Annotated in this window: 21 protein-coding genes and 1 riboswitch; of the genes, 9 read left to right on the forward strand and 12 right to left on the reverse strand. The window is 44.6% G+C overall.

Going from position 1 to position 24,448, the window contains the following annotated elements; genetic code table 11:
* Positions 1–56 precede the first annotated feature (56 nt).
* Positions 57–1,430: a tryptophanase gene (locus VCM39_RS06940; protein WP_322933814.1), complete on the reverse strand. Its 1,374-nt coding sequence runs from the start codon at positions 1,428–1,430 to the stop codon at positions 57–59.
* 293 nt (positions 1,431–1,723) lie between these two features.
* Between VCM39_RS06940 and VCM39_RS06945 the strand changes: the two genes are divergently transcribed.
* Entirely contained in the window at positions 1,724–2,038 is a 315-nt protein-coding gene (locus VCM39_RS06945) for a type II toxin-antitoxin system RelE/ParE family toxin (protein ID WP_221649472.1), read from the forward strand.
* Positions 2,039–2,049: 11 nt separating this feature from the next.
* A complete protein-coding gene (locus tag VCM39_RS06950) occupies positions 2,050–2,397 on the forward strand; it encodes a HigA family addiction module antitoxin (protein WP_221649471.1) in 348 nt (115 codons plus the stop codon).
* Positions 2,398–3,091: 694 nt separating this feature from the next.
* Here VCM39_RS06950 and VCM39_RS06955 read toward each other — a convergent pair.
* The 10 genes from VCM39_RS06955 to VCM39_RS07000 all read right to left on the reverse strand — a co-directional run bounded on the left by VCM39_RS06955 (position 3,092) and on the right by VCM39_RS07000 (position 14,481).
* Entirely contained in the window at positions 3,092–3,757 is a 666-nt protein-coding gene (locus VCM39_RS06955; protein WP_322933815.1) for a hypothetical protein, read from the reverse strand.
* Between the two features lie 25 nt (positions 3,758–3,782).
* Positions 3,783–4,547, reverse strand: coding sequence for an MAC/perforin domain-containing protein (locus tag VCM39_RS06960; RefSeq protein ID WP_322933816.1), 765 nt, complete (start codon positions 4,545–4,547; stop codon positions 3,783–3,785).
* A 61-nt stretch (positions 4,548–4,608) separates the two neighbouring features.
* The gene (locus tag VCM39_RS06965) at positions 4,609–5,343 is read right to left on the reverse strand and encodes a DUF4465 domain-containing protein (RefSeq protein WP_221649469.1); all 735 of its coding nucleotides are present in this window, start codon (positions 5,341–5,343) and stop codon (positions 4,609–4,611) included.
* A gap of 39 nt (positions 5,344–5,382) precedes the next feature.
* On the reverse strand, positions 5,383–7,344 hold the full coding sequence (locus VCM39_RS06970; RefSeq protein ID WP_323674031.1) for a YncE family protein: 1,962 nt from the start codon (positions 7,342–7,344) through the stop codon (positions 5,383–5,385).
* A 12-nt stretch (positions 7,345–7,356) separates the two neighbouring features.
* The gene (locus tag VCM39_RS06975; protein ID WP_322933818.1) at positions 7,357–9,405 is read right to left on the reverse strand and encodes a TonB-dependent receptor plug domain-containing protein; all 2,049 of its coding nucleotides are present in this window, start codon (positions 9,403–9,405) and stop codon (positions 7,357–7,359) included.
* A 169-nt stretch (positions 9,406–9,574) separates the two neighbouring features.
* A riboswitch (cobalamin riboswitch) is annotated at positions 9,575–9,784 on the reverse strand.
* Between the two features lie 130 nt (positions 9,785–9,914).
* Positions 9,915–10,844: a DUF5106 domain-containing protein gene (locus tag VCM39_RS06980; protein ID WP_322933819.1), complete on the reverse strand. Its 930-nt coding sequence runs from the start codon at positions 10,842–10,844 to the stop codon at positions 9,915–9,917.
* A gap of 383 nt (positions 10,845–11,227) precedes the next feature.
* Positions 11,228–11,935: a LytR/AlgR family response regulator transcription factor gene (locus VCM39_RS06985; protein ID WP_289293673.1), complete on the reverse strand. Its 708-nt coding sequence runs from the start codon at positions 11,933–11,935 to the stop codon at positions 11,228–11,230.
* The gene (locus VCM39_RS06990; RefSeq protein ID WP_322933820.1) at positions 11,932–12,963 is read right to left on the reverse strand and encodes a sensor histidine kinase; all 1,032 of its coding nucleotides are present in this window, start codon (positions 12,961–12,963) and stop codon (positions 11,932–11,934) included. The genes VCM39_RS06985 and VCM39_RS06990 overlap by 4 nt, the downstream gene beginning before the upstream one ends.
* 12 nt (positions 12,964–12,975) lie before the next feature.
* Positions 12,976–14,277 carry an alpha/beta hydrolase-fold protein gene (locus VCM39_RS06995; protein ID WP_289293671.1) on the reverse strand — a complete coding sequence of 434 codons (1,302 nt, stop codon included), beginning with the start codon at positions 14,275–14,277 and terminating at the stop codon, positions 12,976–12,978.
* Positions 14,278–14,292: 15 nt separating this feature from the next.
* Positions 14,293–14,481: a hypothetical protein gene (locus tag VCM39_RS07000; RefSeq protein ID WP_322933821.1), complete on the reverse strand. Its 189-nt coding sequence runs from the start codon at positions 14,479–14,481 to the stop codon at positions 14,293–14,295.
* A 165-nt stretch (positions 14,482–14,646) separates the two neighbouring features.
* On the opposite strand from VCM39_RS07000, the gene VCM39_RS07005 reads away from it, so the two are divergent.
* Genes VCM39_RS07005 through VCM39_RS07015 form a run of 3 tightly spaced genes read left to right on the forward strand, consistent with a single transcriptional unit; the run spans position 14,647 to position 20,273 of the window.
* Positions 14,647–15,768, forward strand: a complete 1,122-nt coding sequence (locus tag VCM39_RS07005) for an efflux RND transporter periplasmic adaptor subunit (RefSeq protein WP_322933822.1) — start codon at positions 14,647–14,649, stop codon at positions 15,766–15,768.
* 3 nt (positions 15,769–15,771) lie between these two features.
* Positions 15,772–18,909 carry an efflux RND transporter permease subunit gene (locus tag VCM39_RS07010; RefSeq protein WP_289293669.1) on the forward strand — a complete coding sequence of 1,046 codons (3,138 nt, stop codon included), beginning with the start codon at positions 15,772–15,774 and terminating at the stop codon, positions 18,907–18,909.
* 5 nt (positions 18,910–18,914) lie between these two features.
* On the forward strand, positions 18,915–20,273 hold the full coding sequence (locus VCM39_RS07015) for an efflux transporter outer membrane subunit (protein WP_322933823.1): 1,359 nt from the start codon (positions 18,915–18,917) through the stop codon (positions 20,271–20,273).
* A 103-nt stretch (positions 20,274–20,376) separates the two neighbouring features.
* Here the strand turns inward: VCM39_RS07015 and VCM39_RS07020 are convergent, their stop codons facing one another.
* Positions 20,377–20,553, reverse strand: coding sequence for a hypothetical protein (locus VCM39_RS07020; protein ID WP_322933824.1), 177 nt, complete (start codon positions 20,551–20,553; stop codon positions 20,377–20,379).
* A 567-nt stretch (positions 20,554–21,120) separates the two neighbouring features.
* On the opposite strand from VCM39_RS07020, the gene VCM39_RS07025 reads away from it, so the two are divergent.
* The 4 genes from VCM39_RS07025 (at position 21,121) to VCM39_RS07040 (ending at position 24,448) form a co-directional block, all read left to right on the forward strand.
* Positions 21,121–21,636: a UpxY family transcription antiterminator gene (locus VCM39_RS07025; RefSeq protein ID WP_007486614.1), complete on the forward strand. Its 516-nt coding sequence runs from the start codon at positions 21,121–21,123 to the stop codon at positions 21,634–21,636.
* A gap of 54 nt (positions 21,637–21,690) precedes the next feature.
* Positions 21,691–22,146, forward strand: a complete 456-nt coding sequence (locus VCM39_RS07030; protein ID WP_323674033.1) for a UpxZ family transcription anti-terminator antagonist — start codon at positions 21,691–21,693, stop codon at positions 22,144–22,146.
* A 320-nt stretch (positions 22,147–22,466) separates the two neighbouring features.
* Positions 22,467–22,994: a dTDP-4-dehydrorhamnose 3,5-epimerase gene (gene rfbC / locus VCM39_RS07035; protein WP_322933826.1), complete on the forward strand. Its 528-nt coding sequence runs from the start codon at positions 22,467–22,469 to the stop codon at positions 22,992–22,994.
* Positions 22,995–23,014: 20 nt separating this feature from the next.
* Positions 23,015–24,448, forward strand: a complete 1,434-nt coding sequence (locus VCM39_RS07040) for an oligosaccharide flippase family protein (protein WP_322933827.1) — start codon at positions 23,015–23,017, stop codon at positions 24,446–24,448.

Genomic DNA, 24,448 nt, shown 5'->3' on the forward strand with positions numbered 1-24,448 from the left:
CGCTGTCACGCCGCATGGTAATTGGCACATTGGCATATTATTCCATTTGCACATTATTATAATCTTTCCAGTTGTACAGTGAAGTGTCTCATTAATGGAGCTTCCCATGCAATACGTACTCCACGTGTTACGTTTTCTCTGCGATCGTATACATTCTTTAATGCGGCGGCAATCACATCCATATGATTGTCAGTATATACACGACGGGGGATAGCAAGGCGTAACAGATCCAATCCGTTGAAGCGATTCTGTCGGGTTACCGGATCACGGTCTGCCAGCAAGTATCCTATTTCGCATCCACGGATACCGGCTTCCAGATATAATTCAATCGTTAGTGTTTGCGCCGGAAACTCTTCTTTCGGTACACAAGTCAGTACCTTCGGAGCATCTACAAAGATGGCATGTCCTCCGGCAGGACGTTGGTAAGGGATACCATATTCATCCAGTTTTTTTGCGAGGTATTGTACCTGATGGATGCGTGTTTCAAGATTATCGAATTCAGTGTTTTCATCCAGACCGATAGCAAGAGCATTCATATCGCGCCCGTTCATTCCTCCGTACGTAAGATACCCCTCATATTGTACACAGAAGCCTTTTGCTCCTTCATACCATTCTTTACGACGGGTGGCGATAAAGCCTCCCATATTTACGATACCGTCTTTCTTGGCACTCATGGTCATACCATCTGCTAAGTCAAACATTTCGCGTGTGATTTCTTTGATTGTTTTATTGCCATATCCCTCTTCACGCGTTTTGATAAAGTAGGCATTTTCGGCAAAGCGGGCTGAATCGAAAAGTACCGGTTTATTATATTTGTCGGCCAAAGCACGTACTTCCCGTAAGTTTTGCATAGAAACGGGCTGTCCGCCGGCTGTGTTATTGGTGATGGTTACTATGATAAAGGGAATTCGGTCGGCATGTTCCTGTAAGGCTTTCTCTAACTTGGCAGGATCCACGTTCCCTTTAAAGGGAATTTCCAGTTGTGTTTGCTTCGCTTCATCAATCGTGCAATCCAGTGCGAGGGCTTTGCGTCCTTCGATATGACCTTTGGTAGTATCGAAGTGTGAGTTTCCCGGTACGATATCTCCTTCGTGTACAAGATAAGAGAATAGTACATTTTCAGCAGCACGTCCCTGATGGGTAGGAATAATATATTCGAATCCTGTTAACTGGGTGATTTTGTCTTTTAGCTTGAAGAATGAGGAAGCTCCGGCATAGCTCTCGTCTCCTAACATCATTCCTGCCCATTGGCGATCACTCATAGCTCCGGTACCGGAGTCGGTGATGAGGTCAATATAGACTTGGTCGGCTTTTAGTTGAAATACATTGTAGTGTGCCTCTTTTATCCATTGCTCACGTTCCTGACGGGTGCTTTTGCGGATGGGTTCTACCATTTTAATTTTCCATGATTCAGCAAAAGGTAATTTCATTTCCTTAGATATTTGGTTTTACTTGCCGAATTTACTGTTTTACTTTGATATAGACAATGAAATACTGACTTTTTGATAGGATGGGGTAATAAAAAATACCTGTTGCATTTGGAGTGAATGCAATAGGTACTTGACATGGAATAGAAATTCTATTAAACCTGTACACCGGATGCAGGTGTACGATAACGAAAGAACTTTTAGGCTGGGAAATGCATAAATCATAATAAAAAAGTTCGCAATATTTGCGAATGCAGGTAAATGGTGTTATATTTGTATTTGTAAAGCTAATCGATATGGAGATAATTTTTGATAAGGAGTATTTACGAGATTTATATATCACAGGAAAGGCGGATAAAAAACACCGTTTTCAACCGCAGATTATTCGTAAGTATATTCGCATCATTGATTTGATGATTGAAAAAGCTGATGTAACGGCTCTCGCACAATATAATTCGCTGAATTATGAGAAATTAAAAGGTGATAAAGCGGGATTATCCTCGGTAAGGGTGAACGATCAATATCGTATCGAGTTCGAAGAACAAATCAAGGATGGCGAAATTATCGCAACAATATGCAGCATAACAGAATTGTCGAATCATTATAAATAGGAGGAACAGATATGAGTACTACCAAACAAGAGATTAACCCTCAAATGATTGCGAACAATCTTACTCCCGCATACCCGACACATCCGGGTGAGATTTTGAAAGATGAAATCGAGTATAGAGGAATATCGCAACGAAAGCTGGCAGAGCAAATGGGGTTGGCATATTCCGTTTTGAACGAGATATTGAATGCCCGTCGTCCAATGACGGAAAAAACTGCATTACTCTTTGAAGCCGCCTTAGGGATTGAAGCAGAACCGTTGATGCGCTTACAGTTGAAATATAATATGCAAACCACTCGTAAAGATGAAACGTTTATGAAGCGGTTGGCGCAAGTACGCAAAATAGCTGCGGCTCTTTAATAATAAGAATTGTGGCTTTACTTTATTATTCACATTCCTGAGGGTGCTTTTACGGATGGGCTTTATCATTTTATTTTCTATGATTCAGCAAAAGGTAATTTCATTTCTTTAGATATTTGGTTTTACTTGCTGAAATTAGTGCTTTTCTTTTTCATGTGCAATGAATTTATGTCTTTTTGTTGGAGTAAAGTGCTTTTAGATATGTTTCGGTACGGAAAATCTGTAAGGTGTGAAGCTTTAAAAGAGAATATGGAAAGTGAATAATTGATTATAGATTGCTCAACCATAATTGTTTTTCCAAATTTTAGGAAATTGGTATGTATGAATTTACGTTCTATTACTTTTTTCTATGATCAATATGGCTTTTTTATTTGAATCAACTTATTGGTATATTGTTTGTTTTGAATTATTGTGGAAGAGTAATTATCTTTTTTATCACAATATTTGTTTTCTAATTCTTGATAGCTTTGGTAAAATAGGGAAGAGTACACAAAACAGAAAATGTATGGACATGCATTTGATAGTAGTATGTAGACTATTGAATGTTGTAATATAAATTTAGTAAAAAGAAAAAAATAATGCTTATGTAATATGATGAAAAAATAATAGGAAGAAAATTATATTCCATTTTCTTCCTATTATTTTATCTATATATTTTCCCTAAGAAAGTATATGTTTTTGGGTTGAGTAATTATTAGATGTTATTAGAAGAAGAACACCAATAGAGCTTGTTATCATCAATTACAGTTGAGTCTTTGTAGAATTTAAGATCAAACGATGAAAGATATAAATTATTGGCAATGTTTTTTAGTCTGAAGTAATTGTTCCCATTTACAAACTCTATTTTCCAATGTTGGGTATTATTGTTCTTGTTAATTGTAATTTTGCAAGTATTATCTAGATATTCGTTTTCTCTTCTTTTCAATTTTATATAATCGTTTTCGAGTTCTAAAAGAAATAAACCTGTTTCATTGTATGGAGGTCTTAGATACATGATAGGAAGAAGAACTGTATTTCCTCCAGAGTTTGGGAATTCAGTTAAGAAACCTTTTCCGGATTCATTAGAATTGAATTTTGTGTAAGGTGATGTGAGAATTATTCCTATAGTATAATTAGTTTTTTTTAAGCGTAACGCTAATTCTATTTCTTTTTTCTTTGATAAATCATCAATAAATTCACTTAATAGATAAAATTTAGTATCAGGATTACCTATTCCTATTAATGATTCGGTCTCAGTTGTTACACTATTCATCCAACTTGCGTAATCAAAAGTTACATTATCTAAATCTCCATTAGCATTTTGACTTATTATAGATGTAATTACTTGAGAACCTCCTTGTGTCTTGATGTATATGTTCACATTTTTAAAGCTGTTAAATAACTTATTATCGTAATGTACATTTGCTGTAATTTGATGACATTAAAAAGTTAGATGAAGCCTTAAAGTCTAATAATTGAGTAGATTCTGTACTTGTATATTTTCCGGTATAGAATGCTGAAAAATTACCACCTAATAAAATATCAGTCATAACATGAGTACCGTATTTTTCAAGTAAATCTTTACCGGATAAGTTTTTTAAATCAGATAAAAATTCATCAGTAAAAAAATATTTCAACCTTGAAGGTGTTGTATATGGCAAGGTTATTCGGCGAGTCATTTTTAGTGCATCTACTCTATAGAAGGCATCTCGATTTTCGCTTGTTCCGCCTGAATTTATTGTTGCTTCTAAATCTAAAGAAAATAAATTTAAATCTTTTGTTCCGACTTTTGCAGTGGCATTAATATTAAGGTTTTCAGTTAATGTTCTTACGGACGAACCATATACTGTTTTTGTTTCGGTTTTACCATGTAATAAAGACGTTTCTATTTTTGAAGGATTGAAAACAACTTCTTGTCCTGTTATTGGATCTCGTCCTAATCCTTTTTCTAATCGATCTAAATCTATTATTTTAGCTTTCGCATACAATGGATCTTTAAAATCAGAATAGAAACAATTGTATCCATATCCCAATAAATCATATACTCCATCGCCTGCACTTCGTGTAGTGGGAGTATTTTCTTTTTCAGTATTCAAATCTGTAATGATTTCATTGTCTGTACATGAGAAGATAAAAAAGGAGAGAAATAAGGTAGCAATAAATGTTTTCATAATTTAAATTGTTTATGTGTAAATGATATTCACTCTTAAGAGTGAATATCATAATAGTTTTTTATTTTTCGATGAGGGTGATGCCGTCAAGACAGAAAAAATTGGCAGTTCCCGGATCTGAAGAACTTGTAACAAAGTTTATTTTAACTGCATTTTTCAGAGATGACATATCAAACCATACCCAGTCTTTTATAGGCAAATCAGTATCCGTTTTATAGTCTGCCAATAGATATTCGAGTCTTCCTATCTCTTTATTTTCACTATTGTAACCAACTGCTATAGCTTTAAACCAACTTCCAGCTTTAAATTTTTTAGCATATCCGTCTCCTTCAGTCATACCTATATAAGCCCACGTACTGTTTGTGATCCAAGCACCTTTAATGCTGTATTTATCCGGATTATTGATAGTCATAAATGCAGAGTTTCCCCATTCTCCTTCCGAGCTATTAGCAGCCAGATATACTTTACCTATTTTGGCTTTTCCACAAATAGGAGCCGGGCTATTACCTGTTTCATTATCAGTTTTGTTGGTATAAGTAAATGAAGCAAAACTGTATCCGCTTCCCCAATCTGCATAGGAATGTTCAAATGTCGCCAGGCTTTGAGAATCTTTGAACGTGTCTTTTTGGAAATTTATGCCGTTAGGTTCGCTTGCGTTAGAGATGAATTCACTATTCTCTTCCGTTAGTTGATTTTCAAAGCTAATAGTTACTTCATTTTTTACTTCATCGTCATCATTGCTACATCCCCAAAATACAAATACTGATAACAGCATTAATAAAGATAATTTTTTCATCTTGTTGTCTTGATTTAATAATTTATTAATTGAGTTTATTTAATTGTCGAAATGTAAATCTTCCACCGTCATTATTTCCGTAGAGATTTCTCCCATTGGTCCGGCATCCTGATTGATTGCTGTATATATTTTCACAAAATCAATTTCGTCCAGCACGACTTTGTTGCCATCGGCATCCACAGCCCAGTCTATTTTAAACTGAGACATTTCCGTACTGTTCGGATGATTATCTGCATATCCCCAGGCATAACAATAACCTACCCACATACCGTTTTCCTTCACTGCATTGTCTTTCAGGCGTGTTCCCCGGAAAGTAATTTCATTTTCTGCTATCCATGCCGGATAGTATGAAGCTTGCGTATGGAAACTGTTTCGGAGAATAAATCCGTCCTTCCCCTGATTATCCGTCCAAAGTACATTTGTGTTCGCTGACTGAGGACGATGATAGGTAATTTCATATCCACGCGTTTCCGTATCTGTGCCATACTCACTTCCTGCCAGTTCATACCATTCGTCATCCGGCAGACCATTGCCATTCACATCTTTTGATACCAGTACAATACCCGGTTCGGCACTACCGCCCGGTTTGCCTGTGCTTGTGCCATACATGTTATACGAAGCATTGCCGTATACTTTAAAGTCATACTCACCTGACACATTGCGAATCGGTTGATTGAATCCCAATATGATGTTTCCTCCGAATCCACCCAACGAGAGTAGAAAGCGATTCTGTATTCGCTCGGTAGCATATTCCAATACTTGCTCGTAGGTGAATCCTTCTTTGTAAGCGGTAGTAGTGGTATTGGTATATTGTGACGGAGCGGGATGATATTCCAATACCTTATTGGCAAAAGCGGCAGCCCGGGGATCTTCAGTTGACCCACCCCCATTGCTTTGTGAACTCTTATCAGAGAAGGCTATTGCATTCGGGTTTTGTCCGATACTTTGAAGACTGTATTGTAGTTCTCCTTGCGGATTGAAACATAATACATCTCCACTCACCTGGTAGTTGTAGGCTTCCGTGATGTATACGTTTCCGCTATAAGGATTGATGCAAATGCTGTAAGGAGTATGTATTTCCGTACCGTCTGTAATGAAGTTCTCACGCAGAGTGGTTTCTGTTTGCAGATTGAATACTTTTATCTGTGCCGTCTGTGTGCCGTAGTTGAAATTATATAAATACGCAAGCTGGTCATTAATGGCAAAGTTCATTACTTTCTCGTTGTAAACTTGTGCCACTTCATCGGTGGTCGTATTTATCTGTACGAAGTTATAGTCTCCTGTGCTAATATTTTCTCCACGGGTAGCTACATACACATGACCGTATTCGTCTGCTGCTATTTTACCGGGATTGGGGCCTACCTGTATTTTTTTGATTTCCTTAAAGGGGGCTGTGCTAACAACGGATACGGTATTATCCACGCCTGCTCCGTCCCAGTCAAGTCCTCCGGAGTTGGAAACATAGAGTTTATCTCCCTGTACACAGATGCCGTCCGGGTTTCGTCCTACCTTGACATAATCCTGAACGACGAGTGATGTCGTATCTATCCGTGCTACTGTTCCGTCGGACGAACATACATAGGCTTTGTCTTTGTGGAAAGTGATGTATCGCGGCTGTCGTGAACTACCGCTTTCCGTCAGTATTGGAATCTGCTTTAGCGAAAGCCCCGATTGTAAATCTATCACCTCTATCTGGCTCGAAACATTGACTACAATATAAAGTTTCTCTCCGTAAATGGCGAGGTCGTTGGCAGTATCACCCAGTCCGCGACGATTGAGGTTACGGAAATAATCCAGGTTCATTTGTCTGTCTTTGAACGAATAACGCATCAAAGTACTGTTGTTCAGATTGAAAAGTCCTTCGTTGAGTACATACATTTCGGATGTTCCGGTCTCTGTGACATTTCCGTTACCACCACCGGGTGTATCCTGATCGATCATGTCATCACAGGCATGCAGCAGCAGAGAGAAGAGCAGATATATAAGATATTTATAGTTCATCATGTGGATTGTTTAATAAGTAACTTTCAGCGTGGCACGTACCGAACGTCCCGGCATGGGGAAGTTTCGGATGATTTCATAATTCTTATCTAACAGGTTGAGTACTTCTACACTCAGTGACGTCTGGATGTTCCGGATTTTAAAATCACGGCTTGCCGACAGACTGTGATCACTATAACCATCCAGACGGTTTGCACTTCTGTTTTCTCCTTGTGTGTAGCGTTTCCCGGAAAAGAGGAAGGCATAGGAGAAATTGATCCAGGGAGTTTCTATACCTGCTTGTCCCGAACCCGATACGCGGGGCGTATAAGCAATCTGATGCTTGTAGGTTCTTTTTTGAGGTTCATTCACCGGGTCGGTAACGTCCAGTGCACGCTGGTACGTATAGTTTCCAGAGAGGTTAATACGTAGTTTTTCCATCGGCTGTAGCGTTATGTTTCCGGTAACGTCTACCCCTTTTATCTCCACCTTACCCAGATTGGTCATACTCCATACAAAGATATCTTTTGTGGGAGTGGCGATAATCTTGTCCGACACCTTATTATAATAGGCATCTATGGTTGCAGAGAGATAGGGGAGAAATTCAGAGATAGCTCTGTTATATGTAACGCCGATATTGTATTGCCGGGTATTCTCCGGGCGTAAATCAATATTGCCTACTTCGCCATAATATAAATCGTTGAAGTTGGGCAGGCGGAAAATGTCCTTATAGAAAAAGCGAATTCGGAATTCCTCGCTGCTGAAAGGCTTGAATGAAGCACTTACATAGGGAGTTAGTTTACGGTGATTGCCTGCACTGGCTCCTTGCTGAGTTTTTTCATTAATCACTGTAGCGAGTGCCGAAGCTGAAAGCGTCAACCATTCATTTACGTATTTTCCGGCTACTACCGTCAGCCATGAGTAACGTGTAGGATAGGCGAATTCGTGCAGGTTGGCATTAAGGGTATTGATACTTCCGTCTGTAGAGAGTGAAAACGAAAGATTGTCCAACGCCCGGAAGAGTGTCGATGCTGACAGATAGTATTCCTGCTGATAATAACTGTTATCCTGTTTACCTTCTGAGTTATTGTAAGTAGGATCCAGATAACGCTGGTAGCTCCAGTTCCATTTTGCTGAGGTCTGGAACACCCATTGGCGGTTAAATTCCTTTTTGTACTGGCTTTGCACAAAAACGTTTTTATCCCATAAGTGCTGTGCCGCGTAGTCATAATACAGTGAAGTGGCATTGGGTAACCCACGTGATGATTGATAGTAATATGCTTTCATCCGCCACTGTTCCGTCGCAGAGAAGTTTCCGAATAGTCCGGCTTCGGCACGTAAGTTTTCTACCTGCGTATTTTTTCTTTTCTCGCGGGAAGTCATATCATTTTTATCACCATAATAGAGTGTGAAAGGATATTGCCCATCTGCTGACATCCATTCGCTATTGGCAGAGAACGCCCATTTCTTATTTATTTTTTGCTCTATCATCAGAGAAGGATTGATCAGCCCCCACGAACCGGTTTTAAAAGAACCACTGATGTTTGTTTTTTTATTGTCATTGAATCGTGGAGTCAACGTCTGGATATTCAGTAACCCTGCGGATGCAAAGAAGCGTGCAGGTTGGAATATGTTGTCGCTTTGTCCATTGCTAAGCGATAACCGGTCTACATTGTCTAATGAGAAACGTCCGATATCAATTTGTCCCGTTTGACAATCCGTTAAAGTAATACCGTCATATCCTATGGCTGTATGCTGTGCTCCCAGGCTGCGTAGAGATATGGTTTTCAGTCCTCCGATACCACCGTAATCTTTGATGGTTACTCCTGCGAAATGTTTCACAGCATCAGAGACCTGTAATGCATGCAGGTTTTTAAGTTCTTCTTTAGATAAAACTTGTATGGGAGCTGTCGAACGTACTTCCCGTGTCTGGTAGCGGTCGGCAATAACCACTTCAGGGATCGAATAAATGTGTGTAGTATCCACTTTTTGCTGCTGTGCAGAAAGCAGAGGAATATAGAAAAGGTAGCAGGCAACCGTACCCCAGAGTTTATACTTAATGATCTGTCTCAATTTGTTCATCTCATTAGTTTTGCATTAAAATGTCCGGGCGAAATCCCTTCGGCCGGACATATAAATAAACTTGGCAGAGTTTATTTGAAAAATATACTTTCTCTGAATCAGAGTGGTGAATGAAATGATGGATAGAACTTATCCGGCTCATTAGACTCAACGCTTTTTCCTCGAAAGCAATGAAAAAAGATAGCATGGCAGGTCTTCTGACTTGTTCCTGTTACGAACGCCTTCCCAGGATTTTCCCAGTGGCTAAAGTGGTAGTTGTTCATAACATAATTCATTGGAACTTACAGCAGCGGGACTGTTCAGGATTTACACCTGATTCCCTTTTAATCGCATTCTTCCGAATAAGAAGAGGTTGCGAACCAATGCACGGCAAAGATAGGAAGAAAATTCAGAATAACAAAAATAATGTGGTAATATGCCAATGTGTCAATATGCCAATGTGCCAATTGGCTGCGTTGCCACGCCGCATGGTAATTGGCACATTGGCATATTAACACATTAGCACATTATTATTGCATTGGCAAATTATTATAGATAGCCTGTGCTGTAGCATCTTTCAGTAATACCTTTTTGTTGGCATCCAGTAGATAAAGGGTTGGAATGGCTTTCAGGTCGTAGAGATTTTTTGTTTTGATGGTGAATGATTTATCGTATCCGTTAATCCATTCGGCAGGGAATTCACTACGGTGTTTTCTCCATTCATCCAGTTCCTCATCAGGATAAAGAGAGAGAATGGTTAATTTTTTCTTTTTTATCAATTCGCTTACCATGGGAATACTTTTCAATGCTTCTATTGTTTCCGTACAGGCATGGCAACCGGGATTGTTGATGAATAGGAGGGTATAGTCGGATTTAATCTGATAGAGCGTACCTTGTGCGCCCGATGCTAATGTATACGTAAAGTCAAGTGCTTTTGTACCTACGCGGTTTTTTTGTGCGAGTTCTAATCGGGCCTGTGGGCGAATCTTTTCAGTTTCACTCAGGATAGGAGAGGCTACCATTGCTTCCAATACCGGAATATAAAACTCTTCATTTCGCAACGGTGAGTTTGGATCATAGAGATATTTGTCTGCCAATTCGGTGATGTGGTCAAACATCTTTCTTTCTACTTCCGTTTTCTGGATTGTTTCTTTCATGACTTCCTGTGCTGTTTTCAAGGGGACATGATTCAGGATGTCGCAATAATCAGCCCAGGCTTGTTCGGTGATGTCCGGATGATGAATATAGTTAGTATCTGCAAAGTTGACATTATCCCAATAATGGCGTACCAGAAAATCAGCCCTTAATTCCGGAGTATTCAGCATGGCGGGGATAGCGGGTAAGGTGAATGTTTTAATACTGTCTTGTGGGATATCAGTAGCCTGGCTTGTTGCATTTCCACTTTTGCAGGAGCAGAGACAAAGCATAAGAGCAATCGGAAGATACTTTATATATTTCATATTTCCAGAATTTTTATTGTGTTACAAATTTACATGATTTGTCGGAAACTACCTAATATTTGCGTAGATATTCTCAGAAGGGGTATTAGCGCACTTATAATCTATACAAAGTATCATATTTAGTCCAAAAGAACGGATTTTAAGAACCAAATTAAAGAACCGATTAAAGAACAAGGTTATGGCACAATAAGTCTTTATTAATGAAAACCGAGCTAATGCTAAGGTTGTAAAACAGGTATTTGGAAGGACGAATTATCTGCTATCAAAAAAATCTTCTGAATGCGAAAGTACAAATTATTTTCCACTCCCTAATAATTGTCTGAAAATCGCTTTTGGGGATAGAGATATCTTACTTGGAAAGACATACAGGACAGTTTCTTACGTCATTCCTTCCTTTTCAACGTTACCATCACTTCCTCCGCATACTTTTTACCCACGGGCAGGCTCTTGTCCATTTTCGTCAGTACCACTTCCGCCCGGGTGAACCTCGCGATACGACTTTTCGCTACCACGAACGAGCGGTGTATACGGATAAATTCTCCCGGCGGAAGCTGCTCCTCCATGCTGCGCAGGGGAATCTTGGAGAATACGGATGTACCGTCGGCAAGATGGACCTTGACATAATTGTCTATCGATTCTACGTACAGGATGCTGTCAACGGACAGTGTGACGTTCCTGTATTCCGACTTCAGTACGATTTGCCTGGCTGCAGATTCCGACACGCGGAGCAGGTCGTGCATCTTCAACCACTGCTCCGCCTTTTGCATGGCGCGGTCGAAACGCTCGTAAAAATAGGGCTTGTGCAGGAAATCCACGGCGTTCACCTCGAAGCCTTCCAATGCGTAGTGGGCGTAGGCGGTGGTGAATACCAGGCAGCAGGACGGGGGAAGCTCACGCGCTAGCTCGATGCCCGACGTGCCATTCATCTCGATGTCGAGCAGTACGATATCTGGCAGCCACTCGCGGATACGCTGCATCCCGATACGCGGTGCACTGTACGTCTCCAGCATTATGCCGCCCCTCCGTTCACAGTATCGGCTGATGATACTCAGTGCAATGGGTTCGTCATCTATGGCTATTACTTTCATCATACTTTCTCTGATTTAATTTCGAGCCGCACACGGAATGTTCCTTCACGGCCATGTCCGATATTCAGCCGGTGACGGTCGGGATAAAGCAGTGCCAGCCTGCGGCGGCAGTTCTCGATGCCCATTCGCTTGGAGCTGCCTGCTGTGCGTGGGAAGACTGAGTTTTCCACCTCGAAGCGGAGCGTGTCGCTACGTTGTTTCAAACGGATACGGATGAAGCACGGTTCGTTGGAGGAGATGCCGTACTTGAAGGCGTTCTCCACAAATGTAATGAGCATCATGGGCGGCACGGACATGGTTTCGTCCTCCACTTGATGTGTGAAGCTGACATCAGCGAACCCGTTCAGGCGCAGCTTCTGCAAGTCGATGTACTGGCCGATATACTCCACCTCCTCCGCAAGGGGGATGAACTCGTGGTTGGCATTGTTGTACATGTACTTCGTCAGGTTGATGAAGCGTTCGAGCGTTGCCTCGGTCTTGTCGGAATGGGTGATGAGCAGGCCGTAAAGCGTGTTGAGCGTGTTGAAGAGGAAGTGCGGGTTGATCTGCGCCTTGTATAATGCCAGTTCCGCCTTGTTTCTCTCGTACTCCACCTCCTCGCGAGCCAGCCGTTGGCGGTACGCCTCGTTCAGCATCCCCACGGCGAAGCAAAATACCACCACAAGAATGTAATGCAGCCACACCGCCTGCTGGTTCTGCCTCATGCCCCAGCCGGGAAAAGGGTTCTGCGCCAGCTGTTGCTGGCGCAGGTGGTAGAACGGCGAGGATATTTCGTAGGCCGAAAACAGGAACGTGACTAAAAGCGATACCGCTATCGCTGCCAGCGCATACACCCTGTGACGGTGGCTATGGAACAGACCGGGGACGATGAAATACTTGTAGGCGAAGTACGTGACATACAGCCAGCACGCGAAGGTGGTGAAGTAAACGGGATATGTGCCCCACCATCTCTCCACCGGGAACGCATATAGCATCAGCGGCAGGAAGACGAGGCAGAAGGCGAGGTCGGTATAGAGGGATACATTCTTCATCGGCTGGTCTCCTTATCTGTGCTGTTCGAACAGCCAGTCCTGTACACTTCTGATACCGTAGGCCACGAACCATGTGGCACGGTGGTTGCCGCCCGTCAGGTGCGTGAACAACAGGTGGCCGCCATCGGCACGCATCTTGTCCGCCTCCTCGGAGAGTTGTTCAGAGGGCAGGGTCATGTCCCATGTCGCTTCGGTCACTGTATGCCCGTTTTTGCGCCACAGTTCCACGGCCTCGCCTTGCAGCGTGTTCGACGAGGTGTCGCCCTCACAGGAGATAATCCAGATGTTCTGATTGGCAAGCGGTCCCATCAGTGTGGGATTCCACTTGCCTGCCACGAGCAACGCACCAGCGAAAAGCTCTGGTTCTTTCAGCATCATCACGATGGACGACATGCAGCCCATCGACTGACCTGTGGTGTAGATACGCTTCGGATCAATGGAGTAGCGTGTCTGAAGGTCTTTCAGCAGGGCGATGGTCGCGTCGAGATGGTGGCTGTAGTTCCAGTTGTCGTCCACTGTGATGAAGGGGTATTCGGGTGCCACGACGATACACTTGTGGCGTGCCTGTACCTCCGGTTCCGCCCATGAGGTGGCCCCGTTACCCTGATAGAGTGTCTGTGTGACAGGACCACTTGCCACGCCCGCATCGTGGATGAACAGCACCAGTGGATATTGTTCTTCGGGAGTATAGTCCTCCGGCAGGTATATATTATAAGGTAACACCTGTCCCGTGTAGGGGCTGACGAACTCCTCCTGTTTGAAGTCCTCCGCCACAAGGCATCTTTCCTGCGTACTTGCTATCGGTGTGTCGGTGGCCTTATAGGTCTTTCCCGTTGCCGTCCGGATGTCTGCCGTCTGTACCGCCACGGCATAGCCTGGGTATTCATCGTTGCCGCCCGTACTCCAGCCAGCCCGCAGACCAGGGCCGCCCTGCATACGGTCACGCTCCTTTTTCTTCTCCATGTCGGCAGGTGTGGGTTGCTTAGGCTGTGCGTCCAGATCCACTTCCGCTTTCACTTCGATGATGACATACTTCCCGTCTTTACCCTTGTCGGTGCGTTCAGGGGTTGTGTTGGCATAGATACGCGTCACCTGCTTACCCTCTACCCGGAAGCACCCGGGGATAAGGCTTCTGTTGCTGATGGGCGTATCGTATTCCAGTACGACGGTTTCCACCTTACGTCCGTCACCCAGCACCTTGCTGATGGCGGTGGACGACTGTATATGCTCCGGCAGGAGCGTGGAGTTGTTTTGGGCTTGTACCAAGCCAAGGAATCCTGCCAGAACCATTGTAATGATTGTACTTTTCTTCATAATTTCTTCTGTTTCTTATACATCCGGTAAATTGATAGCTGCAAAGATACGTTTTTTTCCTGCGAAAGAGGAATCCAGGCGACGGTGTTTACCCCCGAAAAAGCATTGTTTGCCACCAAAAAAACGCATTCCTACCGAAAAGCAGGTTTCCTGCACGGTAGGGGAACATGCCCCGTATGGGTATGAAGCGGGAACTTTGTGCATCCACAGTTTCCGGTTTCAAATATCAATATTGCTCCTGTTCTGCATGATGGCGCAAGATTTTCGCCACCACATTCCGTTCTTTCACCCCCACATCCCCGCATGTATGCGTCACGGTTTGCCGTATCCCTCTATTTTTGTACCCGACTGTTTAGAAACAATAACAATATGAAACGGATACAAATGAAAAAGGAAATGTTCGCAGCCCTACTCATGGGGCTGACATTGTGCGCCTGCCGGCAGACGCCGCCGACGCAGGAAACGGCTGCCTACCGCACGCTGACCGTGAAACCCGAAGACCGTACGCTGAAGTCGGAATACACCGCCCGGCTGCAAGGTCAGCAGGTGGTGGAGGTGCGTCCGCAGGTGAGCGGGCTTATCACGCGCATCTGCATCGGTGAGGGACAGAAGGTATGCCGGGGACAGGTGCTGTTTGTCATCGACCAGGTGCCTTACAAGGCGGCTCTGGCGGAAGCCGAGGCCAACGTGAAAAGTGCCGAGGCACAGCTTGCCACGGCGAAGCTGGACATGCAAAGCAAGGAGAAGCTGTTTGAAAGTCGCGTCGTGTCGGACTACGACCTCAGTACCGCCCGCAACACGCTGGCCGCAGCCGAGGCGGCACTGGCGCAAGCCCATGCCCAGGAAGTGAACGCCCGCAACAATCTCTCCTATACCGAAGTGAAAAGTCCTGTGGACGGTGTGGCGGGCATGATCGCCTACCGTGTGGGGGCACTGGTGGGCAGCAGCATCAGCGATCCGCTCGTCACCGTGTCGGACGACAGCCTGATGCACGCCTACTTCTCGCTGACCGAAAGCCGCGTCAGCGAACTTATGGAACAGTACGGTTCGCTCGACGGGTTCATCCGCCAGATGCCGGAGGTGGAACTTCGCACGGCAGGCGGCAAATTGTATGCGGAGAAAGGGTACATATCAGCAGTGAGCGGCATCGTCACAGCATCGACAGGGACAGTGACGCTTCGCGCCGACTTTCACAACCCGAAGAAGCTGTTGCGTGACGGGGGGAATGCTACCGTTATCCTGCCAACCAACCGGGAAAGATGTATCGTCATCCCTCAGGGAGCCACCTACGAGTTACAGGACAAGGTATTTGTATATAAGGTGGTGGGCGGTAAGGCTCAGTCTGCTCCCGTTACCCTGTTCCGGTTGAACAACGGCACGGAATACGTGGTGGAATCAGGTTTGCAGGAGGGCGATGTGATCATTGCCGAGGGAGCCGGACTGGTGAAGGAAGGTGCGACAGTCAATCCCCAAACTAAAGGAAAGGAGTGAACCATGACCGTAAAGACATTCATAGACCGCCCCATCCTGTCGGGCGTGATTTCCGTAACGATCCTCATTGTCGGGCTGATAGGACTCAGCCAGCTGCCCATAGAACAGTTCCCCGACATCGCACCACCCACCGTGCGTGTCTCTGCTACTTACACCGGAGCCAATGCCGAGACGGTAATGAAGAGCGTGATAACACCGTTGGAGGAGCAGTTGAACGGCGTGGAGAACATGATGTACATGACCTCCACCGCCACCAATACCGGATCGGCTTCCATCAGCGTCTATTTCAAGCAGGGTACGGACCCCGACATGTCGGTGGTAAACGTGCAGAACCGTGTGGCCTCGGCACAGGGACTGCTCCCGGCGGAGGTTACGAAGTCGGGCATCACGGTGCGCAAACGGCAGAGTAACGCCCTGAAAGCCATCTCGCTCTATTCACCGGACGATTCGTATGACTCCAACTTCCTGACGAACTACCTGAAGATAAACATCGAGCCGCAGCTCTCGCGCATAGCCGGGGTGGGCGACGTGAACATCTGGGGCGCAAGCTACTCCATGCGTGTCTGGCTCGCCCCGCTGAAAATGGCGCAATACGGCCTGATGCCCTCGGACATAGAGACGGTGCTCAACGAGCAGAACGTGGAATCACCCACGGGCACGCTCGGCGCGGAATCGGCCAACACCTTCCAGTACGTACTGAAATACCGGGGACGTTACGAGGACGAGGAGGACTACGGCAACATGGTCATCAAGTCACTGCCCGACGGGAGCGTGCTGCGCCTGAAAGATGTGGCCCGCATCGAGCTGGGGGCGGAGAACTACGCCATGCTCAGCCAGACAAGCGGTCATCCGGGTGCCAACTGCATGACGGCACAGACTTCCGGCTCGAACGCCAACGAAATTATCAAGGAGATGGACCGTGTGCAGGCCGATATCTCCGCTTCCCTCCCCAAAGGGATGGTACTGACGGACATCACGAGCACGAAAGACTTCCTCGACGCCTCTATAGCCAACGTGGTGGAGACGCTTTTTGTGGCCATTGTGCTGGTCGTACTGGTGGTCTACCTCTTCCTGCACGACCTGCGTGCCACGCTCATCCCCTCGCTGGCCATCATCGTATCGCTGGTGGGTACATTTGCCTTCATCTATGCTGTAGGGTTCAGTCTTAACTTATTGACGCTCTTCGCACTGGTATTAGTCATCGGTACGGTGGTGGACGACAGCATCGTGGTGGTGGAGGCGGTGCAGGCACGTTTCGACGAAGGGGCCACTTCTGCCTACCATGCTACTGTGGAGGCTATGGGCGGGCTGACGTCGGCCCTGCTGACTACCACCGTGGTTTTCATGGCGGTGTTCATCCCTGTCAGTTTCATGGGCGGCACCACGGGCACGTTCTATACGCAGTTCGGGTTAACGATGGCGGTGGCCGTCGCCATCTCGCTGCTCAACGCCTTGACACTCAGTCCCGCCCTCTGCGCCCTGATTCTACGTCCGCGTGCAGGGCAGGCCGGAGGCGATAAACCGGGTTTCTCCGACCGCTTCCACTACGCCTTCAACCGTTCTTTCCGCCATGTGCAGCAGAAATACCTGAAAGGCGTGTCGTTCCTGTTCCGTCACAGGGCCGTTACCCTGGGCAGTATCGTGGTGGCGTGTGCCGTCTTGGTGCTGTTGATGAACACCACCAAGACGGGGCTTGTGCCGCAGGAGGACATGGGAACCATCAACGTGAACGTGCAGGCCGCACCCGGCAGCAACCTCGACGAGACGGGGCGCATCATGGACGAGATAGAGGCAGCCATCAGGGACATCCCCCAAATCAGAATTTACTCGCGTATCACAGGCAAGGATGCCGTACACAACCAGTCGGCCTCCGCAGGTTCATTCACCATCCGTCTGAAGAACTGGAGCGAACGGACGAAGAAGGGCGACGACGTGAACTCCGTCATGGAAGAGATTTACCGCCGCACGAACGGTATCAAGGCTGCCTCCATCCGTGTCTCCACACAGCCCATGATTTCGGGCTATGGCACGAGCAACGGCTTCGAACTGTACGTGCAGGACAAGAAGGGCGGCAGCGTCGACGACCTGCTGAAATACACCAACGCCTTCATCGACGCGATAAACGGGCGTCCTGAAATATCACGTGCCTACACCACGTTCGACACCAAGTATCCGCAATACATGGTGGAGGTAGATGCGGCCCTATGCAAGCGCAACGGGGTGTCGCCCTCCGATGTACTCTCCACGCTTGCCGGGTATGTAGGCGGCAGTTACTCCTCGAACCTGAACCGCTTCACCAAACTCTACCGCGTCATGGTACAGGCATCACCCGAATACCGCCTCGACACGGAGGCTTTGGACAACATTTTCGTGCGCGGTGAAGACGGCAGGATGTCGCCCGTGTCACAGTATCTCACGCTTACGCGGGTATATGGTTCCGAGAGTCTGTCGCACTTCAACCTCTTCTCCGCCATCAGTGTTTCCGGTGTGCCAGCCAGCGGGTATAGTTCGGGACAGGCCATACAGGCCATCCGCGAGGTGGCGAAAACCGCCCTGCCCGAAGGCTACGGCTACGAATTCGGCGGCATGTCACGCGAGGAGGCGTCCACGGGCAATTCCACCACGATGCTAGTATTCGTCGTCTGCATCGTTTTCATCTACCTTATCCTCTGCGCCCTCTACGAGAGCCTGATGATACCGTTCGCCGTCATCCTCTCCGTCCCGTTCGGACTGGCGGGCAGTTTCCTCTTTGTCAAGCTGTGGGGACTGGAGAATAACATTTATATGCAGACGGGACTCATCATGCTCATCGGCCTGCTGGCCAAGACGGCTATCCTGCTCACGGAGTACGCCTCCGACCGCCGCCGTCAGGGCATGAGTATCACCATCGCCGCCATGTCGGCTGCCAAAGCCCGCCTGCGTCCCATCCTCATGACCTCCATGACGATGATATTCGGGATGCTCCCGCTAATGTTCGCACACGGTGTGGGAGCGAACGGCAACATCTCTGTGGGTGTGGGGACTGTGGGCGGTATGCTTTTCGGAACGGCGGGACTGCTGTTCGTGGTGCCTTCGCTGTTCATTGTCTGCCAGTACTTGCAGGAGCGCTTCCTGCCCGGACAAATCCATAAACAAAGCTGATGGTTATGAAAAGAATAGGAATACTTCTCGCCGCTTCCTGCCTGATGAGCGGGTGCGGCATATACAACAGATACTCACGCCCTGATATGGACGTGAACACCGACAACCTCTACCGCGCGACTGCGACTGACACGGGCACCGTTGCCTCGATACCGTGGCGCGGACTCTTCACCGATCCCAATTTACAAACGCTCATAGCCACGGGACTGGAACGTAATACCGACCTTGGCATCGCCCGCCTGCAGGTGGAGGAGGCGCAGGCTGCGCTGACGAACGCCCGTCTTTCCTACCTGCCCTCCCTGAACCTGACGCCACAGGCAGGTAGCAGCCGTTACAACGGGGAGACGCAGAAGACTTACAACCTTGGTGCCACAGCCACATGGGAGGTGGACATCTTCGGCAAGGTGACGAATGCCAAACGCGGTGCGTCGGCTGTGTTCGAACAGAGCCGTGCTTATGAACAGGCGGTGCGGACACAACTGGTAGCGACCATAGCCGAAAGCTACTACGCGCTGCTGATGCTCGACGAACAGCTTGTCATTTCCAGACAAACGCTGGTGAACTGGGACGAAACCGTCGCCTCTCTGGAAGCCCTCGTGGAAGCAGGCCGGGAAAATGATGTGGCAGTGCGTCAGGCACGTGCCAGTCGCACCGCGCTCGAAGCCTCTCTGCTGACCATCCGCAAGAGTATCAGTGAGACGGAGAACAGCCTGTGCACCCTGTTGAAGGAACCGTCGCACACCGTCAGCCGTGGTACGCTCGACGGGCAGCATTTTCCAGACAGCCTTTCCACGGGCGTACCGCTATTGCTTCTTGCCAACCGCCCTGATGTGAGACAGGCGGAAGCCGCGTTGGCGGAAGCCTTCTATGCCACGAACTCCGCCCATTCGGCATTCTATCCGAGCCTGACGCTCTCCGGTACGCTCGGCTGGACAAACAGCGGGGGCGGCAGCCTTCTCAATCCTGGCAAATGGCTTTCCAATGCCGTTGCGCAACTTACCGCACCGCTGTTCAACAGGGGCACGAACATCGCCAACCTGAAGATAGCCAAGGCACGTCAGCAGGAGGCGGTGCTGGCTTTTGAGCAGTCCCTGCTCGATGCGGGCAATGAGGTGAACAATGCCCTTACCGAATGGCAGACAGCCGACGGGCGGATTCGTCTTGATGAGCAACAGATCTGCGACCTTGAAGCCGCCACAGAAAAGACCCGGCTCCTCGTACGCTACACTTCTGCTAACTATCTCGAAGTGCTTACCGCACAGCAGTTGCTGCTTAGTGCCCGACTGACACTTGCACAGGACAGGATAGCCAAGATTCAAGGTGTCATACACCTGTATCATGCACTTGGGGGAGGGAAAGTTTGACGAATTTATTGAGGCAATAAAAAAGACACGAAGAGCCGTATTCTTGCTCCACATAGAGTTCGACGCGGCTCTTTTTCACGCAAGGTGATAGATACTTAGGCAATCATAACTTCAGCCTCGCTTTCACTTGGTTTTCTTCTTTCGACGAAGTATCCCAACCACCTTCCGATTGGCTTTCGCATCGGCATGTAGGACGAGTCGTTGCCACACAATAATCCCAACGCGCTATTGAAAAACTCACCGTGTGCAGTATCGGACAGTATGTACTCTTTCCAATCATTTAAATGTATCATTTAAAATAGCTATATTTGCGACTAGTTTATTAGGACGGATATGAACTAACTTTAAGAATAACGCTCATAAGTCTTTGGTAGTCAGATGTACATACGAATTTACATGATTATTCTTTCGGGGCAATAAAAAAGCCCGGGAAAGTCCTTTACTTTATTATATGATAACTAAATATTCCTTTTTAGTTAATTCGAGGGCTTTTTATCAACTATCCTATTTTTGTGTACTAAAAGTACGTATTTAACGCAGTGTTAAAATAGTATTTATTATACCCTTAATTACCTAATTAACATAGTATTAATTACCTATTCTTTAATGGCAAAGAATCCATACCGATGGAGAAACGAAATAAAATTATCAAAAATGTTTTGTTGTTTCATTTATCCGTTTTACCTTTGTCCCCGTCTAAAAAAGAACGTTCAGTAAAATAATATCTCTGTTCGTTTGTTGTCTGAAACAGTTTTTTAATTCTTTCGGCTTGAATGAGTAAGATGTCTCGTCCAAGCCGCGTAGCGTACCTGAAGGTTACTAAATCACCCCAATTTTAAAATCATAAATGTCTGAACAACAGGAATATTGGTTTGCTGCCCGAACCCGTAAGGATCAGGAGTTTGCGATCCGTAATTCTTTGGAGAAACTGAATGTCGAGTGCTTTATGCCCACTCAGTTTGTGATTCGCCAGTTGAAGTATCGCAAACGTCGTGTGGAAGTACCTGTTATCAGGAATCTGATATTTGTTCGTGCTACCAAAGATCGTGCTTGGTCTATAACGAAAGATTATAATGTTCAGTTATTCTATATGAAGGACCTCCGGACAAATAGCCTGCTCATTATTCCCGATAAGCAAATGCGTGATTTCATGTTCGTTATGGATCTCTCTCCCGAAAGTGTAATATTGAATGACGAATCTTTTGCAGTTGGAGTTAAGGTTCAGGTTGTCAAAGGAGACCTTTGCGGTGTTGAGGGCGAACTTGTCAGTATTGCCAATCGCACACATGTGATGATCCGGATTAATGGCATTCTCACTGCCAGTATTAAAGTCCCCAAAAGTTATCTGCACATCCTTTCATAAATAATAGTAATTGCTTACTACTGATTTCTAACTACGAAGTAAATGGATAAATTAATGAACCAGGTTCGGGAGTTGCAAAGCATCTCTCACGAATTATTGTATCTGGGTGTTGATGGTACCCCCATCTATACAGATCGTTTTTGCCAACTTAACACAGAAGTTTTTCGCTTGTCCGAATCTCTTTTTGACAGAAAAGGAGAGACGGACGAAGAAGAGGCTTCGCTTTGCCTTGCGTTGTTGATGGGGTATAGAGCCACAGCGTACTCGGATAGTAATAAAGAAGCAAAAACACAGGGAATATTAGATCGTGCTTTTATTGTCCTGGATCACTTGGAAGATTCAGTATTGAAATGCCGTTTGTTGCTCTCTTGTTATGATGAAGTGTTTGATGAAGAATTGATAGAAGAGATTCGGCGTATTGTTGATGGTTGGGGAGGTGGACGGCAGCTATCTTCGGAGGAAGAAACGGTAGTGGAAGCTTTGAAAGAATTAGAAGATAGTAAGTTGTAATATTTCGTATTCATTTAGTATTTCAATAGACTATTTTGTTATAGGATAATGGTGGAAAATATATACAATGTTGATTTGTTGTAACGATTTGATTACTAAATAGTTATGTTTTGCTAATTTTTCTCTACGAGGAATAGAGAGAAACTCTACGGAGATCGTGTCGATTCTCGTAGAGAAATGAGGCGTTTATCGTAGAGAAAAGAATAAGAGTTTTCTAAATTTGACAAAGTCTATGTTGAGAAGTTAATAGAACTACTTTTTTCTGTAAATCTTATTTTTTTTATAATCTTAATTAGAGCGTATACTTTTCCTATCAAATTATGAATATAATAAAGACTTCCATAGAAGGTGTAGTCATTATTGAGCCACGTCTTTTTAAGGATGAGCGTGGTTACTTTTTCGAGTCTTTCAATCAGAGAGAGTTTGAAGAAAAGGTCTGCAAAACGACGTTTGTTCAGGATAATGAATCCAAATCCGGTTATGGTGTGATCCGTGGGTTGCATTATCAGAAACCTCCTTTTGCACAGAGCAAACTGGTGCGTGTGATAAAAGGTGCAGTACTGGATGTTGCCGTAGATATCCGCAAAGGTTCCCCTACTTTCGGACAGCATGTGGCTGTGGAACTGACGGAAGAAAACCATCGCCAGTTTTTTATACCCCGTGGGTTTGCACATGGGTTTAGTGTATTAAGCGAAGAGGTTATTTTCCAGTATAAGTGTGATGAATTTTATCATCCGGAGGCTGAAGGGGCAATAGCATGGAATGATACGGAACTAGGGATTGATTGGAAGATACCAAGGGATAAAGTTATTCTTTCTGAAAAGGATTCAGGAACTTTATTTAAATAAGTGATTGCATATTTTATTTGATGGGAATAAAACGAAATTTTTTCTTTAGTAGTATATTGACTACAGCCAATTATATTTTTCCTTTAATTATTTTTCCATACATTTCCCGAGTTCTTGGAGTAAACAATATTGGAATATGTAATTTTGTTGATAGTATTATAAATTATTTCATTTTATTTTCAATGATGGGGTTGTCAATAACTGGCATTCGAGAAATTGCAAAAGTTAAGAAAGATAAATCTATTCTGCAGCAAACATTTTCTAGTTTATTTGTTTTAAATTTAATAAGTACCAGTATTGCTCTTATATTGTTAATTATAGGAATTTATACAATACCTCAATTGAAAGAATACCAAAATCTAATGTGGATAGGAGCAGTTAAACTTGTTTTTAGCCTCTTTTTAATTGAATGGTTTTTTAAAGGAATAGAAAATTTTAAATATATAACAATAAGAACAGTGGTAGTACGCTGTCTTTTTTTATTATGTGTTTTTTTATTAGTAAAGGAAAAAGATGATTTTGATGTCTATTATGGATTATTAGTAGGAACAACTGTCATAAATGCTTTTTTTAATTGGAAGTATTTGTTGCGTATTTTAAAGTTTGATTTTTCTAATATTTCAATATCGCCTTATATAAAATCTTTTTTTGTTTTAGGAGTATACTCTTTGCTAACATCCATGTATACCTCTTTGAATGTTGTGTATTTAGGATTTGTTGCAGGTGAAAAAGAAGTTGGTTATTATACAACTGCGATTAAGATATATACTATTTTACTTTCTCTTTTTACAGCTTTGTCTGGAGTACTGCTTCCACGTTTTAGTGCAATGGTTGCTGAGAATAAGATATTGGAATTAAAAAAACTAATTTTTAAATCTTTGGATCTTTTATGTATGATTTGTTTCCCTTTAATAGTTTTTACTGAGTTTTTTACACCACAAATTATTGAATATATTGCAGGTAATGGTTATCAAGGAGCAATAACTCCCATGCGCATAGTTATGCCTCTAATGTTTATTATAGGTTTGGAACAAATTTATATAATACAATTACTTATGCCTATGAAAGAAGATAAAATTATATTGAGAAATTCTCTTATAGGTGCTTTAGCTGGAATCGTATTTAATATATTGCTTGTTAGTACTTTAAAAAGTGTTGGGTCATCTATTGTTTGGCTTATTTCAGAATTGTGTGTTCTATTTTCTGCTTCTTTATTTGTCCATCGTAAACTTAATATATATTTTGATTGGCATATAGTATATATGAGACTTTTGAGTACTTTACCTTATATTCTAATTTGTTTTTTAGGCAATTTTTTTATAGAGGGAAATATTGTGACTTTACTTCTTATTGGCTTTTTATGTGTTTTGTGTTTTTTTATTCAAGAGTTGTTTTTTGTAAAAACCCCTTTTGTAATTAATATAGTAAAATCCATTTATCGAAGAATAATGTAA

The organism is Bacteroides mucinivorans (assembly GCF_034654355.2).
GTDB lineage: Bacteria > Bacteroidota > Bacteroidia > Bacteroidales > Bacteroidaceae > Bacteroides > Bacteroides nordii.

Excerpts from the sequence above, each read along its gene's own strand:
- VCM39_RS06940 (WP_322933814.1), bottom strand. The coding sequence starts at position 1,430 with ATGAAATTACCTTTTGCTGAATCATGGAAAATTAAAATGGTAGAACCC.
- VCM39_RS06945 (WP_221649472.1), top strand. The coding sequence starts at position 1,724 with ATGGAGATAATTTTTGATAAGGAGTATTTACGAGATTTATATATCACA.
- VCM39_RS06950 (WP_221649471.1), top strand. The coding sequence starts at position 2,050 with ATGAGTACTACCAAACAAGAGATTAACCCTCAAATGATTGCGAACAAT.
- VCM39_RS06960 (WP_322933816.1), bottom strand. The coding sequence starts at position 4,547 with ATGAAAACATTTATTGCTACCTTATTTCTCTCCTTTTTTATCTTCTCA.
- VCM39_RS06965 (WP_221649469.1), bottom strand. The coding sequence starts at position 5,343 with ATGAAAAAATTATCTTTATTAATGCTGTTATCAGTATTTGTATTTTGG.
- VCM39_RS06970 (WP_323674031.1), bottom strand. The coding sequence starts at position 7,344 with ATGAACTATAAATATCTTATATATCTGCTCTTCTCTCTGCTGCTGCAT.
- VCM39_RS06975 (WP_322933818.1), bottom strand. The coding sequence starts at position 9,405 with ATGAACAAATTGAGACAGATCATTAAGTATAAACTCTGGGGTACGGTT.
- VCM39_RS06980 (WP_322933819.1), bottom strand. The coding sequence starts at position 10,844 with ATGAAATATATAAAGTATCTTCCGATTGCTCTTATGCTTTGTCTCTGC.
- VCM39_RS06985 (WP_289293673.1), bottom strand. The coding sequence starts at position 11,935 with ATGATGAAAGTAATAGCCATAGATGACGAACCCATTGCACTGAGTATC.
- VCM39_RS06990 (WP_322933820.1), bottom strand. The coding sequence starts at position 12,963 with ATGAAGAATGTATCCCTCTATACCGACCTCGCCTTCTGCCTCGTCTTC.
- VCM39_RS06995 (WP_289293671.1), bottom strand. The coding sequence starts at position 14,277 with ATGAAGAAAAGTACAATCATTACAATGGTTCTGGCAGGATTCCTTGGC.
- VCM39_RS07000 (WP_322933821.1), bottom strand. The coding sequence starts at position 14,481 with ATGCACAAAGTTCCCGCTTCATACCCATACGGGGCATGTTCCCCTACC.
- VCM39_RS07005 (WP_322933822.1), top strand. The coding sequence starts at position 14,647 with ATGAAACGGATACAAATGAAAAAGGAAATGTTCGCAGCCCTACTCATG.
- VCM39_RS07010 (WP_289293669.1), top strand. The coding sequence starts at position 15,772 with ATGACCGTAAAGACATTCATAGACCGCCCCATCCTGTCGGGCGTGATT.
- VCM39_RS07015 (WP_322933823.1), top strand. The coding sequence starts at position 18,915 with ATGAAAAGAATAGGAATACTTCTCGCCGCTTCCTGCCTGATGAGCGGG.
- VCM39_RS07020 (WP_322933824.1), bottom strand. The coding sequence starts at position 20,553 with ATGATTGGAAAGAGTACATACTGTCCGATACTGCACACGGTGAGTTTT.
- VCM39_RS07025 (WP_007486614.1), top strand. The coding sequence starts at position 21,121 with ATGTCTGAACAACAGGAATATTGGTTTGCTGCCCGAACCCGTAAGGAT.
- VCM39_RS07030 (WP_323674033.1), top strand. The coding sequence starts at position 21,691 with ATGAACCAGGTTCGGGAGTTGCAAAGCATCTCTCACGAATTATTGTAT.
- rfbC (WP_322933826.1), top strand. The coding sequence starts at position 22,467 with ATGAATATAATAAAGACTTCCATAGAAGGTGTAGTCATTATTGAGCCA.
- VCM39_RS07040 (WP_322933827.1), top strand. The coding sequence starts at position 23,015 with ATGGGAATAAAACGAAATTTTTTCTTTAGTAGTATATTGACTACAGCC.